The 22114-nt window shown below is 43.4% G+C and carries 23 protein-coding genes and 1 tRNA gene (1 of these 24 running past the window's edge); 16 read left to right on the top strand and 8 right to left on the bottom strand.

What is annotated here, in order from left to right; genetic code table 11:
* Positions 1-19 precede the first annotated feature (19 nt).
* From hscA to PNC201_RS15210, 10 genes are all read left to right on the top strand, one after another.
* On the top strand, positions 20-1882 hold the full coding sequence (gene hscA, locus PNC201_RS15255; RefSeq protein ID WP_102057535.1) for a Fe-S protein assembly chaperone HscA: 1863 nt from the start codon (positions 20-22) through the stop codon (positions 1880-1882).
* Position 1883: 1 nt separating this feature from the next.
* The gene (fdx, locus tag PNC201_RS15250; RefSeq protein WP_102057534.1) at positions 1884-2222 is read left to right on the top strand and encodes an ISC system 2Fe-2S type ferredoxin; all 339 of its coding nucleotides are present in this window, start codon (positions 1884-1886) and stop codon (positions 2220-2222) included.
* A gap of 88 nt (positions 2223-2310) precedes the next feature.
* Positions 2311-3744 carry an NAD-dependent succinate-semialdehyde dehydrogenase gene (locus PNC201_RS15245; protein WP_102057533.1) on the top strand — a complete coding sequence of 478 codons (1434 nt, stop codon included), beginning with the start codon at positions 2311-2313 and terminating at the stop codon, positions 3742-3744.
* A gap of 99 nt (positions 3745-3843) precedes the next feature.
* On the top strand, positions 3844-4725 hold the full coding sequence (locus tag PNC201_RS15240; RefSeq protein WP_199539665.1) for a nucleotidyltransferase family protein: 882 nt from the start codon (positions 3844-3846) through the stop codon (positions 4723-4725).
* Between the two features lie 46 nt (positions 4726-4771).
* Entirely contained in the window at positions 4772-5845 is a 1074-nt protein-coding gene (locus PNC201_RS15235; protein WP_102057531.1) for a phosphotransferase enzyme family protein, read from the top strand.
* Positions 5846-5986: 141 nt separating this feature from the next.
* Positions 5987-7363, top strand: a complete 1377-nt coding sequence (locus tag PNC201_RS15230) for a Gfo/Idh/MocA family protein (protein ID WP_102057530.1) — start codon at positions 5987-5989, stop codon at positions 7361-7363.
* Positions 7364-7443: 80 nt separating this feature from the next.
* Positions 7444-7944, top strand: a complete 501-nt coding sequence (locus PNC201_RS15225) for a nuclear transport factor 2 family protein (protein ID WP_102057529.1) — start codon at positions 7444-7446, stop codon at positions 7942-7944.
* Positions 7945-7973: 29 nt separating this feature from the next.
* Positions 7974-8240 carry a YkoF family thiamine/hydroxymethylpyrimidine-binding protein gene (locus PNC201_RS15220; RefSeq protein ID WP_017218496.1) on the top strand — a complete coding sequence of 89 codons (267 nt, stop codon included), beginning with the start codon at positions 7974-7976 and terminating at the stop codon, positions 8238-8240.
* The gene (pnuC, locus tag PNC201_RS15215; RefSeq protein WP_102057528.1) at positions 8240-8860 is read left to right on the top strand and encodes a nicotinamide riboside transporter PnuC; all 621 of its coding nucleotides are present in this window, start codon (positions 8240-8242) and stop codon (positions 8858-8860) included. The genes PNC201_RS15220 and pnuC overlap by 1 nt, the downstream gene beginning before the upstream one ends.
* Positions 8823-9635 carry a phosphotransferase gene (locus tag PNC201_RS15210; protein WP_233525184.1) on the top strand — a complete coding sequence of 271 codons (813 nt, stop codon included), beginning with the start codon at positions 8823-8825 and terminating at the stop codon, positions 9633-9635. Before pnuC ends, PNC201_RS15210 begins: the two co-directional genes overlap by 38 nt.
* A 66-nt stretch (positions 9636-9701) precedes the next feature.
* On the opposite strand, the gene PNC201_RS15205 is transcribed toward PNC201_RS15210, so the two are convergent.
* On the bottom strand, positions 9702-9884 hold the full coding sequence (locus tag PNC201_RS15205) for a helix-turn-helix domain-containing protein (RefSeq protein ID WP_010607231.1): 183 nt from the start codon (positions 9882-9884) through the stop codon (positions 9702-9704).
* Between the two features lie 197 nt (positions 9885-10081).
* On the opposite strand from PNC201_RS15205, the gene PNC201_RS15200 reads away from it, so the two are divergent.
* A tRNA-Arg gene (locus PNC201_RS15200) sits at positions 10082-10156 on the top strand.
* Positions 10157-10170: 14 nt separating this feature from the next.
* On the opposite strand, the gene PNC201_RS15195 is transcribed toward PNC201_RS15200, so the two are convergent.
* Complete coding sequence (locus PNC201_RS15195; RefSeq protein ID WP_010607232.1) at positions 10171-11136, bottom strand: zinc transporter ZntB; 966 nt, start codon at positions 11134-11136, stop codon at positions 10171-10173.
* A 277-nt stretch (positions 11137-11413) separates the two neighbouring features.
* Between PNC201_RS15195 and PNC201_RS15190 the strand changes: the two genes are divergently transcribed.
* Genes PNC201_RS15190 through PNC201_RS15180 form a run of 3 tightly spaced genes read left to right on the top strand, consistent with a single transcriptional unit; the run spans position 11414 to position 13765 of the window.
* Positions 11414-11848: an ATP-dependent zinc protease family protein gene (locus tag PNC201_RS15190; protein WP_010378990.1), complete on the top strand. Its 435-nt coding sequence runs from the start codon at positions 11414-11416 to the stop codon at positions 11846-11848.
* A complete protein-coding gene (rimK, locus tag PNC201_RS15185) occupies positions 11845-12750 on the top strand; it encodes a 30S ribosomal protein S6--L-glutamate ligase (protein WP_010378991.1) in 906 nt (301 codons plus the stop codon). Before PNC201_RS15190 ends, rimK begins: the two co-directional genes overlap by 4 nt.
* A complete protein-coding gene (locus PNC201_RS15180) occupies positions 12737-13765 on the top strand; it encodes a succinylglutamate desuccinylase/aspartoacylase family protein (RefSeq protein ID WP_102057526.1) in 1029 nt (342 codons plus the stop codon). Before rimK ends, PNC201_RS15180 begins: the two co-directional genes overlap by 14 nt.
* Here the strand turns inward: PNC201_RS15180 and PNC201_RS15175 are convergent.
* The 4 genes from PNC201_RS15175 to recQ all read right to left on the bottom strand — a co-directional run bounded on the left by PNC201_RS15175 (position 13755) and on the right by recQ (position 18306).
* Complete coding sequence (locus PNC201_RS15175) at positions 13755-14318, bottom strand: mechanosensitive ion channel domain-containing protein (RefSeq protein ID WP_010607234.1); 564 nt, start codon at positions 14316-14318, stop codon at positions 13755-13757. The two genes, PNC201_RS15180 and PNC201_RS15175, sit on opposite strands and share 11 nt — an antisense overlap.
* A 58-nt stretch (positions 14319-14376) precedes the next feature.
* Entirely contained in the window at positions 14377-16044 is a 1668-nt protein-coding gene (locus PNC201_RS15170) for a POTRA domain-containing protein (protein ID WP_102057525.1), read from the bottom strand.
* A 151-nt stretch (positions 16045-16195) separates the two neighbouring features.
* Positions 16196-16483 carry a DUF3630 family protein gene (locus tag PNC201_RS15165; protein ID WP_102057524.1) on the bottom strand — a complete coding sequence of 96 codons (288 nt, stop codon included), beginning with the start codon at positions 16481-16483 and terminating at the stop codon, positions 16196-16198.
* Positions 16483-18306 carry a DNA helicase RecQ gene (recQ, locus tag PNC201_RS15160; protein ID WP_442793310.1) on the bottom strand — a complete coding sequence of 608 codons (1824 nt, stop codon included), beginning with the start codon at positions 18304-18306 and terminating at the stop codon, positions 16483-16485. Before recQ ends, PNC201_RS15165 begins: the two co-directional genes overlap by 1 nt.
* A 235-nt stretch (positions 18307-18541) precedes the next feature.
* Between recQ and rarD the strand changes: the two genes are divergently transcribed.
* Positions 18542-19381 (top strand): EamA family transporter RarD, encoded by an 840-nt coding sequence (rarD, locus tag PNC201_RS15155; protein ID WP_211200999.1) that lies wholly within the window; start codon positions 18542-18544, stop codon positions 19379-19381.
* On the opposite strand, the gene PNC201_RS15150 is transcribed toward rarD, so the two are convergent.
* Positions 19370-20605, bottom strand: a complete 1236-nt coding sequence (locus tag PNC201_RS15150) for a GGDEF domain-containing response regulator (RefSeq protein WP_199539664.1) — start codon at positions 20603-20605, stop codon at positions 19370-19372. The two genes, rarD and PNC201_RS15150, sit on opposite strands and share 12 nt — an antisense overlap.
* A gap of 229 nt (positions 20606-20834) precedes the next feature.
* Positions 20835-21206: a DUF413 domain-containing protein gene (maoP, locus tag PNC201_RS15145; protein ID WP_010607241.1), complete on the bottom strand. Its 372-nt coding sequence runs from the start codon at positions 21204-21206 to the stop codon at positions 20835-20837.
* Between the two features lie 87 nt (positions 21207-21293).
* Between maoP and PNC201_RS15140 the strand changes: the two genes are divergently transcribed.
* Positions 21294-22114: the 5' portion of a LysR family transcriptional regulator gene (locus PNC201_RS15140; protein ID WP_010607242.1), read on the top strand. It continues 25 nt past the right edge of the window; the window shows 821 of its 846 coding nt (coding positions 1-821); its start codon is at positions 21294-21296; its stop codon lies beyond the right edge, outside the window.

Raw genomic sequence — 22114 nt, 5'->3', positions numbered from 1 at the left:
TTAAAGTGAAAAGAGCATTATGGCATTATTGCAAATTGCTGAGCCGGGGCAGAGCGCGGCACCTCATGAGCATAAATTAGCGATTGGTATTGACTTAGGTACCACGAACTCTCTTGTGGCAACAGTACAAAGTGGCGAAACGAAGACTCTTAGCGATTTTATGGGTAAACCTATGCTGCCGTCGGTAGTAAGGTACACCGACTCAGAGGTTATTGTTGGTGAACAAGCCCAAGCTGCTTCTGCTGAAGACCCGACTAATACGCTTATTTCTGTAAAACGTTTTTTAGGTAAAACGCAATCTGAAATAGAACAAAGCTATGGTCAGTTGCCTTATAATTTTGTCGATAATAACGGTTCGCTTGCTATTGAAACCGTAGCTGGCGCTGTAAGCCCAGTGCAAGCCTCCGCTGAAATTTTAAAAACATTACACCAACGTGCTATTGATAGCTTTGCTGGTGAGGATGTAATGGGCGCGGTGATCACTGTACCTGCATATTTTGATGATGCACAAAGGCAAAGTACAAAAGACGCAGCCGAGCTTGCTGGTCTAAAAGTATTAAGACTTCTCAATGAGCCGACTGCAGCTGCGGTAGCTTACGGCCTAGACTCCGGTCAAGAAGGCGTGATCGCGGTTTATGACCTTGGTGGTGGTACGTTTGATATTTCTATCTTACGCTTAAACCAAGGAGTGTTTGAGGTATTATCAACCGGTGGTGATTCTAGCCTTGGTGGTGATGACTTTGATTCACTGTTGGTCGATTTCTTCAAACAGCAAACGCAGCTATTTGATTTAAACCCAAAAGAGCTACGCTTGTTTATCAATAAGGCAAGAGCCTGTAAAGAAGCGCTTTCAAGCTATGAAACGGTAAACGTAGAGCTACCAGTTCGCGAGCAAAAGTTGGTTGTTACGATCACGCGTCAAGCATTTGCTGAAATGGCAATGCCTTTAGTTAAAAAGACTTTACGCTCTTGTCGCCGCGCGTTAAAAGACGCCGGTGTCACAGCAGAAGAAGTCTTGCAGGTTGTGATGGTCGGTGGTTCGACTCGTATGCCAGTGGTGCGTGAAGAAGTCGGGAGTTTCTTTGCCAAAGAGCCGCTAACATCAATCGATCCAGACTGTGTGGTGGCATTAGGTGCTGCTATCCAAGCTGATATTTTAGTGGGTAACAAGCCTGACTCTGATATGTTACTGCTTGATGTATTGCCATTGTCTTTAGGCCTAGAAACTATGGGTGGATTGGTTGAAAAAATCATTCCGCGCAATACCACTATTCCTGTTGCACGTGCACAAGAGTTTACCACTTTTAAAGATGGTCAAACCGCTATGTCATTGCATGTATTGCAAGGTGAGCGTGAACTCGTTGATGATTGTCGTAGCTTAGCTAAATTTAGTCTAAAAGGCATTCCACCAATGGCGGCAGGCGCTGCGCATATTCGAGTCACTTTTAGAGTTGACGCTGATGGTCTATTGAGTGTTTCGGCTGAAGAAAAGTCGACAGGCGTGCAGGCTGAGATCCAGGTAAAACCGTCGTTTGGTTTGAGCGATGACCAAGTAGCGCAAATGCTAAAAGATTCGATGAGCAATGCCAAAGAAGACATGAGCGCTCGTATGCTTAAAGAGCAGCAGGTTGAAGCGCTGCGTGTGTTAGAAGCGTTAGAGGCATCGCTTGCAACGGATGGTCATCTGTTGGCAGAAGATGAGCTCAATACACTGCGTGGTGCAATGACTGAACTTGCACAAATTCGCGAAAGTGCAGACAATCCAGAGCAGATTAAAAAGGCGATCGAAGAAGTCGATCAGGCGAGTAGTGATTTTGCTTCACGCCGTATGGATGAATCAATTAAAAAGGCACTGCAAGGGCAGTCGGTAGACGAGGTGTAATATGCCACAAATTATCTTTTTACCCCATGAAGAGTTATGTCCGGAAGGTGCTGCAATCGACGCGAAAACGGGTGAAACTGTACTCGATGTGGCGTTGAAAAACGGAATTAGTATTCCACATGCCTGTGAAAAGTCATGTGCATGTACTACGTGCCATATCGTTGTTCGTGAAGGTTTTGACTCGCTGGAAGAAAGCGATGAGTTAGAAGATGACATGCTAGATAAAGCATGGGGTCTTGAAGCTGAGTCGCGTTTAGGTTGCCAAGCGATAATTAGTGATGAAGACTTAGTGGTTGAAATTCCAAAGTACAATCTCAATATCGTTAATGAAGACCATTAAGTGCTGCTAACAACCTAGGTTGTTACTGACAAATTTAATAAAGCCGTAGTCTGATACTACGGCTTTTTGCTTTTCTAGGAGGAACGCTATGTCACTCATCAGTAACCCCGAATTTTCACTTATCAATGGCCAAGCACATCATAGTAAAACGCATGTCGATGTGGTTAATCCTGCAACTGGAGAGCACCTTGCTCAGGTTTCGGAGGCGGATAATCAGGCTGCCGATAAAGCGCTGCAAGCAGCGGCTGAAACCTTCGAAAAACTCGCTAGCACGACAGCACATGCCCGTAGTCAAGTACTTAGAAAATGGTACGAATTGGTAATAGAGCATCGCCAGGCCTTGGCTGAAATCGTCACTAAGGAACAAGGCAAACCGCTTAAGGAGGCACTTGCCGAGGCGGATTATGCTGCAGGATTTATTGAATGGTATAGCGAAGAAGCCAAGCGCGCCTATGGTCAGGTTATTCCCAGTCATTCTCAATCACATGAGCTAACTACAATCAGGCAAGGGGTTGGTGTTGTACTTGGGATCACACCGTGGAATTTTCCACTGGCGATGATCACCAGAAAAGTAGCACCAGCTTATGCTGCAGGCTGTAGTTTTATTTTAAAGCCCTCTGAGAAAACTCCTCTTGCGGCCATCGCCCTTGCAAAGCTGGCTATTCAGGCTGGAATGGAAGTTGGCGCTTTTCAGGTGTTAGTGACTAACGACTCTAAAGGGTTAGTAGCACACCTTACTGAGTCACCACAAGTGCGAAAACTCACGTTTACGGGATCAACACAAGTGGGGAGTGCGTTGTTAAAGCAATGTGCCGACACAGTGAAAAGAACGTCAATGGAGCTTGGTGGTAATGCACCATTTATTGTTTTCGACAGCGCTGATGTTGAGCAAGCGGTAAGTGGTTTGATGGCAGCGAAGTTCAGAAATGCAGGACAAACTTGTGTGGCCGCAAATCGTGTGTTTGTCGCGAAAGGTATCTCGGCAGAACTACTCAATACACTCACTCAGCAGGTTAGCACGCTCACCTTGGGAAATGGTCTAGAGCAGGGTATTGATATTGGTCCACTCATTTCACTTGAAGCCAAACAAAAAGCACAGCAGCTGTTAGAAGATGCGTTAGCTAAAGGTGCGAGCATCGCTTATCAAGGTGATAAACAAAGCGGCCAATTTATGGCACCGGTAGTTATCACGGGTGTAAATAGCACCATGCGGATCTTCCATGAAGAAATTTTTGCACCGATTGTCAGCATTATTGATTTTGAGAGTGAAGATGAAGTGGTAAGAATGGCAAACTCTGTGCCAGAAGGGCTTGCTGCTTATTTTTATTCGAATGATGGCAATCAAATAAGGCGAGTAAGTCATGCGCTTGAGTATGGCATGGTTGGGATTAATGAAGGGATCATATCCAATCCAGTAGCGCCTTTTGGTGGTGTGAAGTTTTCAGGTCTTGGTCGAGAAGGAGCACAGGAAGGATTGCTTGAATACCAAGAAATAAAGTACTTATGTCAAAAGTTTAGCTAGTTCACACTAATAGCGAGGACGTCTTTCCTCGCAATTGCTTTTATTCTGCGCAAAAGCTCAGTACACTTACCCGCTTATTTGAGTTTTGATATTTTTTCAATGATAGGAATCGAACAACCCCCTAAGCTGATCATTTTGGCAGGTGGATTAGGAAGCCGCTTTGGTGGTAATAAGCAGGTTGCTGAGCTGCCAAGTATCGATAAAAGCATTATGGAATTGAGCATAATTGACGCGCATCATGCTGGTGTGCAAGATGTTATTTTGATCATCAATGACAAAGTGCGAAGCCTAATCGAAAATGTGATATTGCCACGATTGCCGAAGGCGCTGAACATTACTTTAGTGCAGCAGCGGCTTAGCGATATTCCGAATGAATTTATCGACTGTTTGGCAGGGCGAGAAAAACCATGGGGCACAGGACATGCGCTGCTGTGTGCAAAACCATACGTTGATAAGCCTGCGATAGTTATTACGGCGGATGATTATTACGGGCCAGATGCATTTGAGCAGCTTGTTGAACATTTTCAGCATCATAGCAATATGGCGATGGTCGCATACCCAATTATAAATACCTTATCAGATCAGGGTGGAGTAAACCGTGGCGTTTGTCAGGTACAAGCGCAACAACTACACTCGGTTGAAGAGGCATTAGATATTCGCTTTGAAAACGGCGAGTTGTCAGGTGATATTGCAGGTAAGCGGTGTAAGATAGCACACTCTGCGCTGGCTTCGATGACCTGCTGGGGTGTGACACCGTCACTTTTTGATTCATTAGAAGCCGGGTTTAATGCATTTTTAAGGAATTATGACAACGGTGTCAAAAAAGAGTATTATCTGCCAGATTGTATCCAACACAGTATCAATAAGGGCCGACAAACCGTGTCGGTCTACCAAGCTAAATCACATTGGTACGGTATAACTTATAAGAGCGAACTAGACATTGTCGCGAGAAAGATTTATGAAGCACGTCAGGGAAGATAATCATCTCCACACAACTACATCCGACTTAACTCCTTTTGAGGTGAATATGGAGTATCAAGCCGTTGCGCAACAACTTGCTGATGAATACGGTCTCATTAGTGAAGAAGCTAAAATGAAGCCGATCGGTAGTGGTCATATCAACACGACTATGCTGTTGCAGGACAACCACAAAACCATGGTGGTACAAAAGCTAAATACCACGGTATTTCCAAACCCTTTGCATCTTGTTGAAAATGCGCGAGCGATTGAACAGCACTTAACAGCAAAAGCCTTAAATGGTGAATATAGTCTCGCTATCATAAAGCATCTAGCGACGAGTTCAGGCCAATATTTAGTCGATATTAATGATGAAGTTTGGCGTGCGCTTGCATTTATTGGCCGCAGTTATAGCGAAGACGTAGTGGCAAACGAACAGCAAGCATTAACCGCTGCAAACGCTTTTGGGCAGTTTGCACATGCGCTAAATGATTTTGATGCGGCGCAGTTACATCATGTCATTCCAAATTTTCATAACTTGGCGATGCGTATTGATGCATTTAACCAAGTGCTAGCGAAAGATGAGCATGGTCGCGCGGACAAGTGCAGTGATGTTATCGCTGCTTTTCAGCAGCAATTTGCGCTTGCAGAAGAGCTGCAGCAGGCACAAAAACAAGTACCACTTAGAGCTTGCCACAACGATACCAAAATCAACAACATGCTGTTTTCAACACAGAGTGATGCAGCGCGAGCCGTTATTGACTTAGATACTTGTATGCCAGGTAACTGGTTATTTGATTTTGGCGATATGGTGCGTACCTTCTGTTCGCCAGAAGCTGAAGACTCAACGAACTTGAGTAATGTGCAGGTAAGAGAAAATATCTTTGCCGCGTTGGCGCAAGGGTACATTGAACCGTTACAAGACAGTGTGACTGAAGCAGAGAAAGATAGTTTTATTCTTGGCGCAAAAGTGATGCCATTCATGATAGGTCTGCGATTTTTAACAGATCACTTAGATGGAGATAATTATTTTGCAACCCACAGAGCCAGTCATAATCTTGACCGTGCGAAGAACCAGTTTGCGTTGTATTCCAGTGTGCTAGAAAAAGAGGATTGTCTGAATAATATTATCAGAGCAATTTAACGATTTAATATATTTTAAGAAAAAGCGCTTCAAGCGCTTTTTTTGCGGCTTTATCGCAATGTTTTGAACCTAAGATTGGGATAGGTTAGCTTGATAGCGAGCAGTATTAGTGCTGTTAAGAAGTATCGTTTAGGAGTAAGAATGAAAAATATAAACCGCCGCGACTTTTTAAAAGCCGCAGGAGCGGCAGCGGCTGCGAGTGTAGTAGCTGGGTGCGCAAGTTCTAATCAAAATAACAGCGTTGTACCTAAGCAACAAGGCCGCTCTGTTATTGGGCTCGTAGCACCAAAAATGGACGTGGTTCGGGTAGGTTTTATTGGGGTTGGCCAACGTGGCTATGGTCATGTAAAGCGCATGAGTCACATCGATGGTGCACGTATTGTCGCGATTTGTGATACCCATGATGAAGTGCTTGAAAAATCGGCTGACTATCTTGTGCGCGAGCGAGGTTTGCCGAAACCTGCGCTGTATCGTGGTGGTGACTTAGCTTATCAAGAAATGCTTAACCGGGATGATATTGACATCGTTATAATTTCAACACCCTGGAAATGGCACGCGCCGATGGCAATTGATACCATGAATAGCGGTAAGCACGCGTTTGTTGAAGTGCCTTTAGCGTTGACCGTTGAAGAAATGTGGCAGATAGTCGACACCGCAGAGCGCACGCAAAAGAACTGTATGATGATGGAAAATGTCAATTACGGTCGCGATGAGTTGATGGTACTGAATATGGTTCGCCAAGGTGTATTCGGTGAGTTATTACATGGTGAAGCTGCATATATTCATGAGCTACGTTGGCAAATGAAGGAAATTGAGCACAAGACCGGCTCATGGCGTACACACTGGCATACTAAGCGAGATGGTAACCTATATCCAACTCATGGTTTAGGTCCCGTATCTCAGTACATGAATATTAACCGCGGTGACCGTTTTGATTACTTAACTTCTATGAGTTCTCCCGCCCTAGGTCGTGCAGCCTATGCAAAACGCGAATTTCCGGCAGATCATGAACGCAATCAACTACATTATATTGCGGGTGATATGAATACCACGATGATTAAGACCATCAAAGGACGCAGTATCATGGTACAACATGATACGACCACGCCTAGGCCTTATTCTCGTCACAATCTTATTCAAGGAACTAATGGGGTCTTTGCTGGTTTCCCTAATCGTATCGCGTTAGAGCAAGGTGGTACTAAGAGCTTCCATGAATGGGATTACGAAATGGATTCATGGTATAAACAATACGACCATCCGCTTTGGACTAAAATGGGTGAAGAAGCACAGCGCAACGGCGGTCATGGTGGTATGGACTTTTTAATGTTCTGGCGGATGATCTATTGCCTGCGCAATGGTGAGGCGCTAGATCAAGACGTATACGACGGTGCCGCTTGGTCGGTAATTTCTCCATTATCGGCTCAATCAGTCGCTAATCGCAGTGAATCATTGAGTATTCCAGACTTTACCCGTGGAGCGTGGAAAACCGCTAAACCATTGGGTATAGTAACAGTATAAAAATACACACTTTATCATCGTCGAATTAAGCGCTACAGGCGCTTTTTTTATACTCGATTAATACGGTTTTTGGAGTGGCTATGATGCGCTATCGGTTCTTGTTATTCTTTATATTAATACTGAGTGGTTGTAGTAACTCCGTTAATATCAGTAAGAAAAATACATTCATCAGCCATGCCGATGCTTACTTTAATAGCTATGCTCAGCGGCAGAACTTTACCCAGTTTATCGAGTTCTATGCCGAAGATGCCGTGCTTGAAGATATGGTTTTTGGTCATAGGGCACGAGGTAAAGATCAGATTACGGCTTTTTTTAATTGGTCTGCTGGGAATTTTGCTGTGCTGGATGAACAACCCGTATTAGTGGTTGAGGATAAAGTAGTCGATAGCACGACTCGAACCGTGGTTGCTAGAGGCGTTTTTAATCGCTTTAATTATGCGTCACGCGAGTTAGGTCCTTGGCGATTTCTGATAGTGCTAAAGTTTGACGAAAAAGGTAAAATTATCTATCAGCAAGACTGGATTAACTATACCCCAAAATCGGATTTTACCGGTGGGGAAAATCTAAACCAGCAATATTAATAATCGGCTGCCATTTGTAAGGAGCGCCCATGCAAGTTTCTGTTGAAATAAGCAAGTACCCACTGCACCAAGACTATATCCCTTTTATTAAAGGTTTTATTGATAGGCTGAATGAGCATGAAGGGATCAAGGTGATCACAAACACGATGTCAACTCAGGTCTTTGGTGAATTTGATTTAGTGACCTCAGTATTGAATCAAGAAATGAAACACTCATTTGAAGCTTACGGAAAATGTATTTTTGTTTGTAAGTTTATCTCAGGCGATTTATCTCCAGCTGATAGTGCCTGCGATTAATGGACTGGTTTACTGAAACCTTTGCAGGGTTCACAGCGATGTCGAGTTGGGAGTATATCGCTGTGGTGCTGGCAGTCGCCTATTTACTGCTGGCAATTCGAGAGAATATTTGGTGTTGGCCTGTGGCCTTTATTAACACCTTCATCTATACCGTGCTGTACTGGAACGGAGCACTAGTGATGGAATCACTGTTGCACTTTTACTATATGGTCATGGCCGTTGTTGGTTGGTGGATGTGGCGTCAGGGTGACAAAAACAAGCCCAGTGATATTGTTTCTTGGTCGTTATCAAAACATCTTTCAATCATTGTTATTACTTCAGTGGTTTCCGTTGTGCTCGGGTATTTCACCAAGCATTATATGGCAGCAGATCTCGCCTATTTAGATAGCTTTACCACGTGCTTTGCGGTGGTGACGACCTATTTAGTGGCTAAGAAAATTCTTGAAAACTGGTTATATTGGGTCGTGATTGATGCAGCCTCCATCTACCTTTATTACCTTAAAGGTTTCTATCCTACGCTGGTACTATTTATTTTCTACACCTTGATGGCGTGTTGGGGCTACAAGCGTTGGTACGAAGAATATGAAGTTAAGCAAGGAAAGACGCTTGCAGCACTCTGAGCTTGAAAAATTAAAAGTAAAGGTGGATACCGTATTCAAGGTTTCAGCTGAGCGATTAGAAAAGCTAACTAAGGGTGTGAGTAACAATAATTACCTGATGGTGAGTAAGGGCGAAAGCTACCTATTAAAATGCTATAGCCATGGTATTCCTACTGAGGCATTAAAGGCACAGAATGAGTTAGCACAGCAAGGCATTACTTCTAAAGTACTGCAGTACGACCTACGCACTCGTATGGCATTGTTCACCTTTATGCCAGAAGTGTGTGCTGAGCCAAAGTTAAACACTGCGTTGTTAGCACAAGTTATTCAGGTGCATAGCTTAGAGCTTGAAGTATATGAGGTGCTGGACTTAGCCGGTTATGTTCAGGCTATTGATAAGGAACTGCGTTACCTGGTCGACATCGCATGGCTTATCGAAAGCTTAGCTTCTTTACCCGTGGATCAGGCGTTTTGCCATAATGACTTAGTCATGAGCAATATCATTCAAACTCCTGAGGGGGGTCGGTTAATCGACTTTGAGTATGCTTGTCATAGTGACATCTTTTTTGATTTAGCAGCGCTGGTGTGTAGTTTTAGCTGTGGTGTCGAAGAAGCACTTACGGTGGTTGAGTCTTACTTTTCTCTAAAGCGGCAAGCCATGCCTTCATACGCTCAAGCTAAACTGACGGTATTTTGCCAAATTTATTTGATTGTTAGCATTCAATGGTACGAGCAGCGCGGCGTAATGATAGAACCCGAAAAGCTTAGACAGTTACTGAAGCAGTGGATACTCTAGCTACAAGCTGAGCCAGTAGTGTGTGATATTCCTTGATCACATTACTGGCCATCACTATTGGGTAGTTTAAATCCCACCCAGTCGCTGTGCTAACTCTTTGTATTTTTCAACATCTGCTTTGTCAAAGATAGGTTCGCCATTGGCATCTGTGTCTTTGGCGACTAGCAAGTTTTCTCGTGCGAGGCGTCTTACGCGCTCAACCTTTACGTCAAGAAACTCTGCAACTTGCTCTGTTGTCATCGGTGTCATATTTGGGATCCTCAATGATGTATCGCGATATTTCTGAACGGGCAGCAATATCAGTCTATTTTATTATTTTCAAAGCATAGTTGAATAACTGGTTTTTTGCCCAAAGTACAGCTTTTTTTAAAAAATAGGTTACTAATTAGTCATATAGCAAACATTGTCTGGCAATTGTCTGCACTTAGCATTATTATGTTGGCGACGCTCTCGTGGTGAAATGGATATCACGTAGCCCTCCGGAGGCTGAGTTCTAGGTTCGATCCCTAGCGAGAGCGCCAATGATTACTCCTACTTACAACCAGCCTTTGCGTTTAAAGTACACGCCAATACCGCCAGTTAGTACCACCAACATAATAACAAAAAAGGCAAATGCGCCACCCCATTCAGTGCCAGGAATACCGCCAATATTCACCCCTAACAAGCCTGTTAAAAATCCAAGTGGTAAGAATAACGCTGCAACGACGGACATCACGTACATTCTTTGGTTTAACTGTTCATTTTGATGGTTGGTGATCGCATTTTGGATCACTTGTGCACGTTCAATCGCTGCCTCTAATTCTTCGATATATCGACTTAAGGCATTGCTCGCCTCTTCAATCATGTGTCGATGATCTTCATCTAGCCAAGCAATCTTTGCCAATAGCAGTTCGCTAATAGCAAGCTTTTGTGGCTTAAGATAGCGTTTTAAACCAATGGTTTGTCTTCTTAATGTTGAAAGTTGCTGATAGTTTGGCAGCTGCTCGCTGCTTTCCATCGCGTCTTCAAATTCATCAAGCTGTTCTTCTATTTGCCAGATGATGTCTTGCATTCGCACAGAAAGTCGCATCACCAATGTAGACAGTAACTCACCGATACTTTTTGCGCCCTGACCCTTTTTAAGCGATGCCAGCATATCTTGGGCAGACATAATATGGCGCTTACGACAGGTGATAAGTAGTTTATCGTTTGCAAAACAGCGAATAGAAACCATGTCTTCGGGGCTTTGCTTGGGGTTAAGGTTCACGCCACGCAAGAACACTAGCAAACCTTCATCGCCATTAGCCGTTCTCGGACGAGTTTCATCTGCGGTTAGCGCTTCTCTTTCCCAGTCATCCAAAAACGTTTGTTGCTTCAGCCATTCAGTCGTTTCGTCGAAGCTGTAGTCAAAATGGAGCCAAAGTGGCTCCTTGTGAATTACGGATTTTACTTCACTCAGATCGCAAAGAAGCCTACCGCCGCCTTGACCGTCGAGCACAAACGCATGGAGTAATCCAGTCATAGCTAATTCCTATTAAAAAGTTCGTCCCAAGACTGACATAGATAATTTAATTTTCAAATTCATTTAAAAATCTTGGCGATGAAATAAATTGTTTGAATACTCTATTTTACTTTAGCTCAGTATAGGGCTTTACCTTGAAAAATGTGTAACTGGTGTTACTGTAAGTTAAGGTGCTCGGCTTAACAGAGCGTTTTTATCTTTAGGATAAATTTATTTTGTTTTTCAAGTGACTTGAATCAGCGTATAAGTCCAAACTCATTTTGTACGAGAGCATAATATGATCACAGTTGGTTGGAGAGAGTGGCTTTCCTTACCCGATTTAGGTATCGAAAAAATCAAAGCGAAAGTAGATACTGGAGCAAGAACATCATGTCTGCATGCCTTTAAGGTTGAGCCTTTCAAAACAGAACAAGATGAACTTTGGGTAAGGTTTTGGATCCATCCCAAACAAGACAATACCGACTATGAAGTCTGTAGTGAAGCAAAAGTAGTAGATGAGCGCGTTGTTACCGATTCGGGCGGTCATAAAGAACTACGTTATGTAATAGAAACAAATTTAACTATCGGCAATCAGGCTTGGCCAATTGAAATCACGCTAAGCAATAGAGAAACCATGAAATTTAGAATGTTACTGGGCCGCACGGCGATGCGAGGCCGCATCCTTGTTGATCCAGAACAGTCATACTTAAGTAATAAAACGGATAAATCATGAAAATTGGCATTCTTTCAAGGAATCAATCTTTGTATTCAACACGTCGTTTAATTGAAGCGGCAGAGCAGCGTGGGCATGAAGTTGAGGTTATTGACGCGCTACGTTGTTATATGAATATCAATAGTAGCGAGCCTGAAATTCACTTTAAGGGTCAGCAGTTGAGCGGCTTTGATGCGATTGTTCCGCGAATTGGTGCCTCTGTGACGTTTTATGGTTGTGCGGTACTCAGGCAGTTTGAAATGATGGGGGTTTACCCATTGAATGAGTCTGTTGCAATCACTCGCTCAAGAGATAAGTTGCGTTCATTACAGTTACTGTCAAGAAAAGGCGTAGGCATGCCAATCACAGGCTTTGCCAGTAAGCCAGATGACGTCAAAGACTTACTAGAAATGGTTGGCGGCACACCGGTTGTAATCAAGCTACTAGAAGGCACACAAGGAATTGGTGTGGTGTTAGCTGAGACGCGCAAAGCTGCAGAAAGCGTTATTGAAGCATTTATGGGCTTAAAAGCCAACATTATGGTGCAAGAGTATATTAAAGAAGCTGGTGGTGCGGACATTCGCTGTTTCGTTATCGGCGACCGTGTTATTGCCGCGATGAAACGTCAAGCGCAAGAAGGTGAGTTCCGCTCAAATCTACATCGTGGTGGTTCAGCGACATTGGTAAAAATCACTCCAGAAGAGCGTCGCACTGCGATTGCTGCAGCAAAGGCCATGGGCCTAAATGTTGCTGGTGTTGACTTGTTACGTTCAGAGCGTGGGCCTTTGGTGATGGAAGTGAACTCTTCTCCAGGCCTTGAGGGTATCGAAAAGGCAACAGGTAAAGACATAGCTAGCCTGATTATCTCCTTTATCGAGAAGAATGCGGCGGCGAAAAGGACTGCTACACGTGGCAAAGGTTAAAATCAACCAACCCTTTACGTTATTAGATACACGAGTGGGTGTTGCTGAAAGGCAGACTGTCCAGTTGGAAGTGGCTAAGCTCTACACTCACACACCAATGACCATTCCGATTGAAGTCGTTAATGGCGCAGAGGCCGGACCGGTACTTTTGGTCTGTGCCGCAATTCATGGTGATGAATTGAATGGCGTAGAGGTTGTGCGTCAGCTATTAAGTACAGTCGATGCGGCAACGCTACGTGGCACCTTGATAGCGGTGCCTATCGTAAATATCTTTGGCTTTATTCATAAGTCTCGCTATTTACCTGATAGACGAGACCTAAATCGCTGTTTTCCAGGTTCTGAGCAAGGCTCGTTAGGGGCTCGAATGGCATCTATGTTTTTCGATTTGGTGGTAAAAAAATGCACACATATTATCGATTTACATACCGGCGCGATTCATCGCTCTAATTTACCGCAGATCCGTGGTGACTTGTCCTGCGAAATGACCAAAGAAATGGCCATGGCGTTTGGTACGCCGGTTGCGATAGATGCGCGACTGCGTAACGGCTCGTTGCGAAGTGAAGCGGCGGGATTGGACATTCCTGTTATCACTTATGAAGCGGGAGAAGCGTTGCGGTTTGACTCATTGGCCATTGCAGCTGGATTGCAAGGGGTTGAAAATGTCATGCGTAAACTCAGAATGCTGCGTGGGCGTCGAAGGAAACAACGTCATGACGCGGTTATCGCGGCAGCGACAAGTTGGGTGCGTGCGGACGTTGACGGTATTGTTCGAGCTCAAGTTAACTTGGGGGAACGCGTATCAAAAGGTCAAATCTTGGCTTATATAGACAGTCCATTAGGTCAAAGCGAAGAAGCAGTTATCGCACCTCGTAGTGGGATAGTGATTGGCCAACAAATGCTACCTTTGGTGAATGAGGGAGATGCAGTTTTTCACTTAGCTTACTTTGCACATGCAAATAGTATTGTTGAGCAACAGCTAGAAACCTTTATTGACGATATAGGCCCTATTTCTTAGGGCCTAATGTTCTTCTTGGTGTTGTAACCTGTTTAGGTTTAGTCGGTTCTTGACTAAGCACCATAACGGGGCGAGTGACAAACAAGTTATTAGGATATACGACCTTATGGCCGTCAACATGGCGTAGCACTACACTCATCAACCCCATCTCTACAATACAGCCTTCCACAAAGTTTGCACCGTCAACAATTCTTACCCAATTCCCAACGCGATAATCGTTTTGAATAAACATAAGTAAAAATGAAGTCAGATTGGAAAGTAATGACCAACCGGCAAACATGGCAACACCAAGCATCGCAAATAACGATGAACCAAGCACCAGTAAACCACGAAGTTCTATGCCCCAGAATACAAGCATAAAGCAGACGAATACAAAGGCAACAAGTACACGAACGAGTAAGTCGGCACGTTGTTTACGATGAGAGTCTATTTTTCCGCGTGTTACTTTTTCTAAGAGTTTGCAACATGCCTTCATTAATAGTGGGAAGGATAATAGCGCCACCAAAGTTACAATTAGCTTGTATTGACTGAGTGCGAAATCTAACAAATGCAAAACCGTATCCTAAGAAATTTTTTCTGCTTTATATCATGTTTATTGTTGTGCGACACCGTTAAAAGCGATTTTTTACCGTTAATAGCCACTGTACGCTATCGACGTTATCCGGGCCATTAATTGGTGCGGCTAAATCAATATGAACCATGATATCTGAATTGGCTCGGCTAGGTGCTAAACGCAAGCCAATACCGACATTTTTTAGGACTGATTCATCTGCTTCAATCGGCAGGTGAGAGTGGTACGCGCGCCCTACATCAAAAAAAGCTGCACCACCAATTTTGAATAAGCGCAGTAAGTCATATTCCCAGTAATAGCGTTTTTCGATATTGAGTAGCATACTGCGACTACCTTGCTGATATTTTATTGGGTATCCGCGAAGCCCGGTTTCGCCCCCTAACGTAATTTGATTATCAAAGGTCAGGTTATTCCCATAGGTATAGCTTGCGTTGATAAACCAAGACTCATACAAGCTGGTATTTAAATAGTATTGAAAGGTCGTTTTCGCTATTAGGTTTTCGGTTTTATCTGTGTCTTTGTTCCAGTTGCCACTGACATCAAAATAAAAACGCCACAAGCTGTGATCTGAGGTGTAGTGTGCCGTATTGGCAGAAAATGAATAGACAAGACGTTCAGTATCGTCACTCCAAGATTCGGCTGAATAGCCAAATAGAGCATTAATATTCCAACCTAAATTAAGATCCTCTGTACGATAAATCGAGTCGAAGTTGCGTACTTTTACATAGGAATCTTCAAACCACTGAGCTTGAACATAAGGGTAGGTGAGCGTTCTATCTTGTGCAATGGGTAAAGTGGTATCTGCTATCTCACGGAAGGTATGTTGCTCATGTCTAACGCCTGCGATGAGACGGCGAGTCCAACTGCCCGATAGCGCTTTTGAGTGTCCGAAGTAGACTTGCGTGACATCCGTGGATTGACTGAACTCTGAGATTGTTTCACCTTCAGAATATATGGGTTCTTCGCGTTTGTCGGAATAACTCGTAAAACCATAACTATATGGAGTATCGGTTGCAAAAAATGGATAGCTCACATCGATATAGTGGCGCTCACCATCGTCATTATCTGAATATTCTACGCGACCACGATATCTTGAGTTTAAAATATTAGGGTCATCATAGACAAACTGATAACCAGAGCGGTCGACCTCTTGTATGTGGGTAAAAGAAAGGCGCTTTCCCCAGCCAAATAAATTACTTTCTCTAAACCCAATTCGAGAAGTGTTTTCCCCACCACTACGACTAAAACTTAAATCGGGCAATAGTGTCCAAAGATCCCGCGTTACAACCGTAACTAAAATATCACCATCACAGTTTTCTACGGCATAGATACGTGCATCATATAGGTATGACTGATTGCGAAGGAGTCGTTCGGATTCACTGAGTTTTCTTGGGTTGTAAGCATCCCCTTCCTGAAATAGGAGCACGCTTTTTAATACTTCGGGCTTGGTTTGAATATGATAACGGTTGGCAAATCGGAATAGGGCATTGTCTTCTTCAGGTTTATCGGTATCGAAAACATTAAGTTGTTTTAGAGTGATAGCGACGACCTTTTTACCCTCTGCGGGCTCAGGATAGGCTTGTTTGCTGTCTAGCTGGCGTGAAAGGTTTTGGTCGCTTTGTGCTTCAACTCGGTCATTACCACAGCTATTAGCAAAATCAACAGCAGGCACTTTTTCAGCTTGCGCAGCTGCATTTAGGCTACACATTAGCACAATACTATTACACGAAATCCTCTTTACATTCATCACAGAGCCTTTAAGTCTAATATTCCTTTAGTATGGATTATATTGTTGCAGCTTGCTTTAGTTCTGCAACAAAAGTAATAATATTTATAGACTTAAAGAGCTTTATGTGGACTTAACGAGAAAGTTGTTGGCGTAGGAAAGGTAGGAGTTCTAAGGCATCAACGCCATCAGGAGCTATCCACACACTCTCACTGTAATGTTCAAAATTTAAATTAAAATTACAGCTTTTATATGAAAAACGCCACTGATGTCTATCCGCTCCAGCAGAGAATTCAATTAATTGAATCTCATCTTGATGTAAGAATATTTGCCCCCAAAGTTCAAATTCATCGTCTTGAGGTGTAATTTCACAGCTGACGATAATCACCTCGTGTGAATTATTCAAAGTGAGTGTAGTCATTATTCTCTTTCCAAATAATTGCGAATGAGCTGCATGAAAGGGGCACCGTACTTGCTGAGCTTAGTAAAACCGACACCAGATACTTGCAAAAACTCACTATCAGTTGTTGGCGTTCTTTGTGCCATTTCAGCCAACGTTCGGTCGTTAAATACAACATACGGTGGTACATCATCTTCATCTGCGAGCTGCTTTCTGAGTGCACGAAGCTTAGCAAATAGTTTCTTATCGTAATTAAACTGAGCCAGTTTATCTTGATAGACATGCTTTGCTACAAGTCTTGGTTCTGCGAGTTGTAGCACATATTCGCCGCGAAGTACGGCGCGGGCGGCTTCTGTTAATCTAAGCGTTGCGCCTTGAGTAATATCTTGACTCAATAAACCATGATGGATCAATTGACGTAAGATACTCAGCCAAAATTCATTGCTGTGCTCTTTCCCGATCCCATAGGTTGAGAGGGTATGGTGATTTTGTTCTCTGATCCTTGCGGTATTTGCCCCACGCAAAATATCCACAATGTAACCAATGCCAAAGCGTTGTTCTGCGCGGTATACGCACGATAACGCTTGTTGGGCAACTAATGTGCCATCAAATTGTTTCGGTGGGTTAAGGCAAATATCACAGTTTCCGCATGCTTCACGTTGATATTCGCTGAAGTAATTGAGCAAAATTTGACGACGACAGGTTTGCGCTTCAGCGAAGCTCGACATCGCCTGAAACCGTTGTTCTTCAACCTTACGACGTTGCTCGTCTGGAATATCTTCAAAAAAGCGCCTAACGCGGGGAATATCCGCAGGATCAAAGTACATAACGGCTTCAGCTGCTAAGCTATCTCGCCCTGCACGGCCGGTTTCTTGATAATACGCTTCTACACTTTTAGGAATATCATAGTGAACCACAAATCGCACGTTGGGTTTATTGATCCCCATCCCAAAAGCAACGGTTGCAACTACGATTTGAATGTCATCTCGGGCGAAGCGGTTTTGTACAAACTGGCGCTGATCATTATCTAGACCTGCGTGATAACCTGCAGCATTGAACCCAGCATCAATCAGCTTTTCGGCAATATCATCAACACGTTTACGGCTACCACAGTAGATTATGCCACTTTGCCCCTTTTGCTCTTTTAAATAGCGGATCAACTGCGACAGGGGTTTGAACTTTTCTTCGATGGTGTAACGAATATTGGGTCTGTCAAAGCTACCGGTATAGATAAATGGTGCTTGCATACCTAATTGCTGGACAATATCTTTTCGTGTCGCTAAATCGGCCGTTGCGGTTAATGCCATCATCGGAACGGACGGAAAATGTTGACGTAATTCTTTTAAACGAAAATAGTGCGGTCTAAAGTCATGTCCCCAATGAGATACACAATGGGCTTCATCAATGGCAAACAAACTGATGTTACAGTTGGATATGCGTTCAATAAAGTCTCGTTGTAAGGCCTTTTCTGGTGCAACGTACAGCAGCTTTAAACGGCCTTGGAAAAGCGCGTCATAGGTATCTCTTTGCTGCTCCCAAGCGACGCTGTTGTTGATATATTCAGCGGCTATGCCTTGTGCTTTTAACTGCGCGACCTGATCTTGCATTAATGAGATAAGTGGCGATATAACAATTGTCACGCCTGCAAATAATACTGCTGGGACTTGGTAACAGAGTGATTTACCGCCGCCGGTAGGCAGTAGTACAAGCGTATCCTGACCAGCTAAGCTAGACTGAATAATATCAAGCTGACCATCTCTAAACGTACTGTAGCCAAACACATCTTTCAGTACTGAATGAGGGTCGTTAATTGGGGTGCTTACGAGGGTATCCATCGGTGTCATTTTAGAGCTTTTTTTGAACCTTGTCTTTGCTTTTTATCTAATCTTAAGAGACTTGAATAAGTTTTGAGCACTTGTAGGCTTTAAACTTTGTGATTGTGAATTCATCGAACTTTCATCGCCGTGATTAGTAAAAATGAGTATAATGATTGACCTCTTAGTTGATCCCTCCAAAGGTTAAACGCCCGTGATTGAAGAACAAAAGAAAGGCCACTTACTCGCTGTACTCGCCTTTTTTATGTGGGGACTTGCACCCATCTATTTTAAGCAACTCGTCCATGTTGACGCGATTGAGATACTCATTCATCGCGTTGTGTGGTCTGTCTTTTTTATTGCACTAATTGTGCTGGCAAAGCAGCAATGGCCCAAAATTAAGGCCATATTGGCTAATCCTAAATTGCTGGCGATGTTGACACTCACTGCGTTGCTGTTGGGTTTTAACTGGGGTTTATTTATTTGGTCTGTGAATAACGGCTTTATGCTAGATGCGAGTTTGGGTTATTACATCAACCCATTACTTAACGTGCTATTGGGAATGCTGTTCTTATCGGAAAGGTTGAGAACGGCGCAAAAGTTTGCTGTGTTATTAGCGATAGTGGGTGTGGTGTTACAGTTAATCAGCTTTGGCTCATTCCCAGTCATTGCGTTTTCACTGGCAGGATCGTTTGCAATATATGGATTGTTGCGTAAGACCTTAGCGGTTGAGTCACTTCCTGGATTGCTGGTGGAAGCCCTTATTCTCACCCCAATTGCACTGGCTTATTGGTGGTGGGTTGAGCCCAGTGCCACAAGCAACCTTTGGAATAATGATTGGTACACCAACACGCTTTTGATAAGTGCGGGTGTGGTGACAACTTTGCCTTTGTTATGCTTTACCGCAGCAGCAAAACGGATACCCTACACGACACTTGGCTTTTTTCAATATATCGGGCCGAGCTTAATGTTCATATTGGCGGTACTCTTTTATGGGGAAGCCTTTGATGCAGAACGAGCAATAACGTTTGCCTTTATTTGGGGAGCGCTGGTGATGTTTAGCTTTGATTCTTATCGAGATAAAAGAAAGCGCTTAGTGAACTAAGCGGTTTCTTCCCGAAGCTTTCGCCTGATATAAACGCTCATCGGCTCGTTTTATCAGGCTTTCTATGTCCGTAGTCACCTGAGCGGCAAGTCCCATTGAAACGGTAAATGAGATCTGCTGTTCAGTCAGTTCGTTACTACTTTGCTCTAAATATTCCCTAAAGCACTCCAGTCTTTCTTTGCAATGATCAGCCACCGTATCTTTAAAATATATCGCAAACTCTTCGCCGCCTAATCGAGCGACTAAATCATTGGGAAAGTATTGAGCAAACGCTTGGCCAATTGACTCAAGCACTGCATCGCCGCCTTCATGGCCATATTTGTCATTTACTTGCTTAAAATGATCGATATCTATCATAGCGATCAGCCCGTAGAGCTCCTTTTTATGTCTTGCTTTTAGGCTTTTCTTTACGGTATCGAAAAAGTAGCGTCGATTTGGCAAGCTGGTTAAATAGTCTGTATTTGCTTGTCGGCGTATCGTTTGAATATGTTCTAGCATATCGACGTTCTGGCTAAGGCGGCAGTAAAACTCTTCAGCGTTAAAGGGCTTTCTGAGGTAGTCATTAGCACCATTTTTCAAAAATCGTGTAGATAAATTTTCGGTTTCAACTCCAGATATACCAATTATCGCTTTATCATCATCAGTGTAGAGTCGCCTAATTTCGATACATAGCTCTTCGCCTCGCATATTTGGCATTTCATTGTCGGTAATGATCACTGAAATATCCGGGTTGTCTTTTAATACTGCGAGTGCTTCTATGCCATCACAGGCTTCTAGTACCTGATATTTATGGCGAGTGAGGAGTGCTGAGACATAGTGTCTCGACGAAATAGAGTCGTCCACAACCAGTACTCTGACATTTTCATTTCTTGGCAGGCGTTCTAATTGGCGACGTAAATAATGATAGGCTTGTTTATTTTCCTTGGTGATATAGTCGATGATGGGGTATTGCTCAACGATTGAGCGAGTCTGACTTTCAAGGTTACCAGTCATCACGATGGTAGGAATATCAGCTTTAACCGTGCAGGGAATAGCTTCTCCAAGCGGCGCATCTGGTAACACAAAGTCTACCACGGCACAAAAATAATCGTGCTGTGATAACAATGCTTTGGCTTCGGCCAAAGACTCTGCAATATCTACATGGTATCCCACAGTGGTCGCAATATGCTTTTGCACCTTCGCAATTGTGGGGGTGTCTTCAATGATTAAGATTTTCCGTAACACAACCTTCGCCAATCATTTCCTGTTTTACTAATTCTTAACCTAACTGCGCTTAATTGCAATGCTTGTGCTAATAAACAGGTAATGACTAAGAACAAAATACGAGACAAATAGAGGCTGATGAGGTAATCGAGGTTGAAATGGGGTTAATAAGTGAAGTGCCCAGACACCAACGACAGAAATAAAGCCACTCTGTTGGCGTCTAAGCTTGATTGGATTTAGGCGATTTTGCTTATAGCTCGTCGTCAATATCTACCGGGATCACCACGCTACCATCGTTTTGAACTTTAGAGCGTCCAAATAGCGTGTGAAACTTTGTCTTACACGTAGTATGCTTCAAATATTTGGTCCAAGCTTTTTCTACAGCGTTAGTTGGGGGGATTAACCCTTCCATCACCTGAACAAACTGAGATTGGAAACTGTTTTGAGGTTCTTCCGCTTTGCTGTATAAGCTTCTTAATGTGGCACCACAGCGTTCAAGAATTTCGGCTTCTTGTAGCGTGAAGTGACCACTGCGTCCGAATCCTCTAGGGAAGTTGGCGTCATCATAAAAGGCTCTGGGGCTTGCAAATGCATTTTTCAAAGTCGCTAAATTATGATCCATAACTGAGTCCTCTAAGATTATCTGGCTGGAGTATGGACCAAGTTTTATAATTTTTTAAACGAGTAATTTTTATCGTCAGGAAGAAAAATGGACATAGATCTATTAAAAACTTTTGTCGAAGTTGTCAAAACCCGTCACTTTGGTCGAGCGGCAGAAAATTTATACATCACTCAGTCAGCTGTAAGTTTTAGGATCCGCCAGCTTGAGCAAAGTTTAGGGGTGAATCTTTTTATTCGCCAGCGTAACAATATTCAGTTAACTGCGCCAGGTGAAAGGTTGTTACCACACGCCAAAATGATCTTAACTGGGATGCAGCGCGCCAAAGTAGATGTTGCATTGGCAAACAATATGCACAAGCAATTGTCATTGAGCGGCACGGCTAATATTTGGGACGCATTTTTACAATTCGGGATTAACCATATTGTATCCGCTATGCCCGGAGTATCGCTTGTTGCTGAAGTGAAAGCACAGCAAGAAAGCACGCGACTATTATTAGAGAGAACATTGGATCTCGCTGTTCTGTTCGATCCGCCAAAAGTGGATGAACTGGTTGTTAAGCCGATCAGCGATCTTGCTATTATTCCTGTAAGCACTTTTGATAACGCAACAAAGGAAGACTTTTTTGACAACCAGTATGTTTATGTTGATTGGGGAACTGCTTTTTCTCTATGGCATGCAAAACAGTTCACTGGCGCAACCCCTCCTTATTTTAGAACCAGCACCGGCAGAATAGCGCTTGATCTTATTCTTCAGTGTGGTGGCTCTGCATTTGTGCCAGAAGCGTTAGCGTTAGAGTCCATTGAGGCTGGAAGGTTGACTCAAGTTGATGAAGTAGAAAGTAACTCAAGAGAGATATTTGTGGCATACCATAAAGACAACGACCAATTAGAGCAAATAGAAACCATCGT

Source organism: Pseudoalteromonas sp. NC201 (assembly GCF_002850255.1).
Lineage (GTDB): Bacteria > Pseudomonadota > Gammaproteobacteria > Enterobacterales > Alteromonadaceae > Pseudoalteromonas.
The sequence above is the reverse complement of the archived record's forward strand: the minus strand, read 5'-3'. Positions and strand labels throughout refer to the sequence as shown.

Excerpts from the sequence above, each read along its gene's own strand:
- hscA (WP_102057535.1), top strand. The coding sequence starts at position 20 with ATGGCATTATTGCAAATTGCTGAGCCGGGGCAGAGCGCGGCACCTCAT.
- fdx (WP_102057534.1), top strand. The coding sequence starts at position 1,884 with ATGCCACAAATTATCTTTTTACCCCATGAAGAGTTATGTCCGGAAGGT.
- PNC201_RS15245 (WP_102057533.1), top strand. The coding sequence starts at position 2,311 with ATGTCACTCATCAGTAACCCCGAATTTTCACTTATCAATGGCCAAGCA.
- PNC201_RS15240 (WP_199539665.1), top strand. The coding sequence starts at position 3,844 with ATGATAGGAATCGAACAACCCCCTAAGCTGATCATTTTGGCAGGTGGA.
- PNC201_RS15235 (WP_102057531.1), top strand. The coding sequence starts at position 4,772 with ATGGAGTATCAAGCCGTTGCGCAACAACTTGCTGATGAATACGGTCTC.
- PNC201_RS15230 (WP_102057530.1), top strand. The coding sequence starts at position 5,987 with ATGAAAAATATAAACCGCCGCGACTTTTTAAAAGCCGCAGGAGCGGCA.
- PNC201_RS15225 (WP_102057529.1), top strand. The coding sequence starts at position 7,444 with ATGATGCGCTATCGGTTCTTGTTATTCTTTATATTAATACTGAGTGGT.
- PNC201_RS15220 (WP_017218496.1), top strand. The coding sequence starts at position 7,974 with ATGCAAGTTTCTGTTGAAATAAGCAAGTACCCACTGCACCAAGACTAT.
- pnuC (WP_102057528.1), top strand. The coding sequence starts at position 8,240 with ATGGACTGGTTTACTGAAACCTTTGCAGGGTTCACAGCGATGTCGAGT.
- PNC201_RS15210 (WP_233525184.1), top strand. The coding sequence starts at position 8,823 with ATGAAGTTAAGCAAGGAAAGACGCTTGCAGCACTCTGAGCTTGAAAAA.
- PNC201_RS15205 (WP_010607231.1), bottom strand. The coding sequence starts at position 9,884 with ATGACACCGATGACAACAGAGCAAGTTGCAGAGTTTCTTGACGTAAAG.
- PNC201_RS15195 (WP_010607232.1), bottom strand. The coding sequence starts at position 11,136 with ATGACTGGATTACTCCATGCGTTTGTGCTCGACGGTCAAGGCGGCGGT.
- PNC201_RS15190 (WP_010378990.1), top strand. The coding sequence starts at position 11,414 with ATGATCACAGTTGGTTGGAGAGAGTGGCTTTCCTTACCCGATTTAGGT.
- rimK (WP_010378991.1), top strand. The coding sequence starts at position 11,845 with ATGAAAATTGGCATTCTTTCAAGGAATCAATCTTTGTATTCAACACGT.
- PNC201_RS15170 (WP_102057525.1), bottom strand. The coding sequence starts at position 16,044 with ATGTGTAGCCTAAATGCAGCTGCGCAAGCTGAAAAAGTGCCTGCTGTT.
- PNC201_RS15165 (WP_102057524.1), bottom strand. The coding sequence starts at position 16,483 with ATGACTACACTCACTTTGAATAATTCACACGAGGTGATTATCGTCAGC.
- recQ (WP_442793310.1), bottom strand. The coding sequence starts at position 18,306 with ATGACACCGATGGATACCCTCGTAAGCACCCCAATTAACGACCCTCAT.
- rarD (WP_211200999.1), top strand. The coding sequence starts at position 18,542 with ATGTGGGGACTTGCACCCATCTATTTTAAGCAACTCGTCCATGTTGAC.
- maoP (WP_010607241.1), bottom strand. The coding sequence starts at position 21,206 with ATGGATCATAATTTAGCGACTTTGAAAAATGCATTTGCAAGCCCCAGA.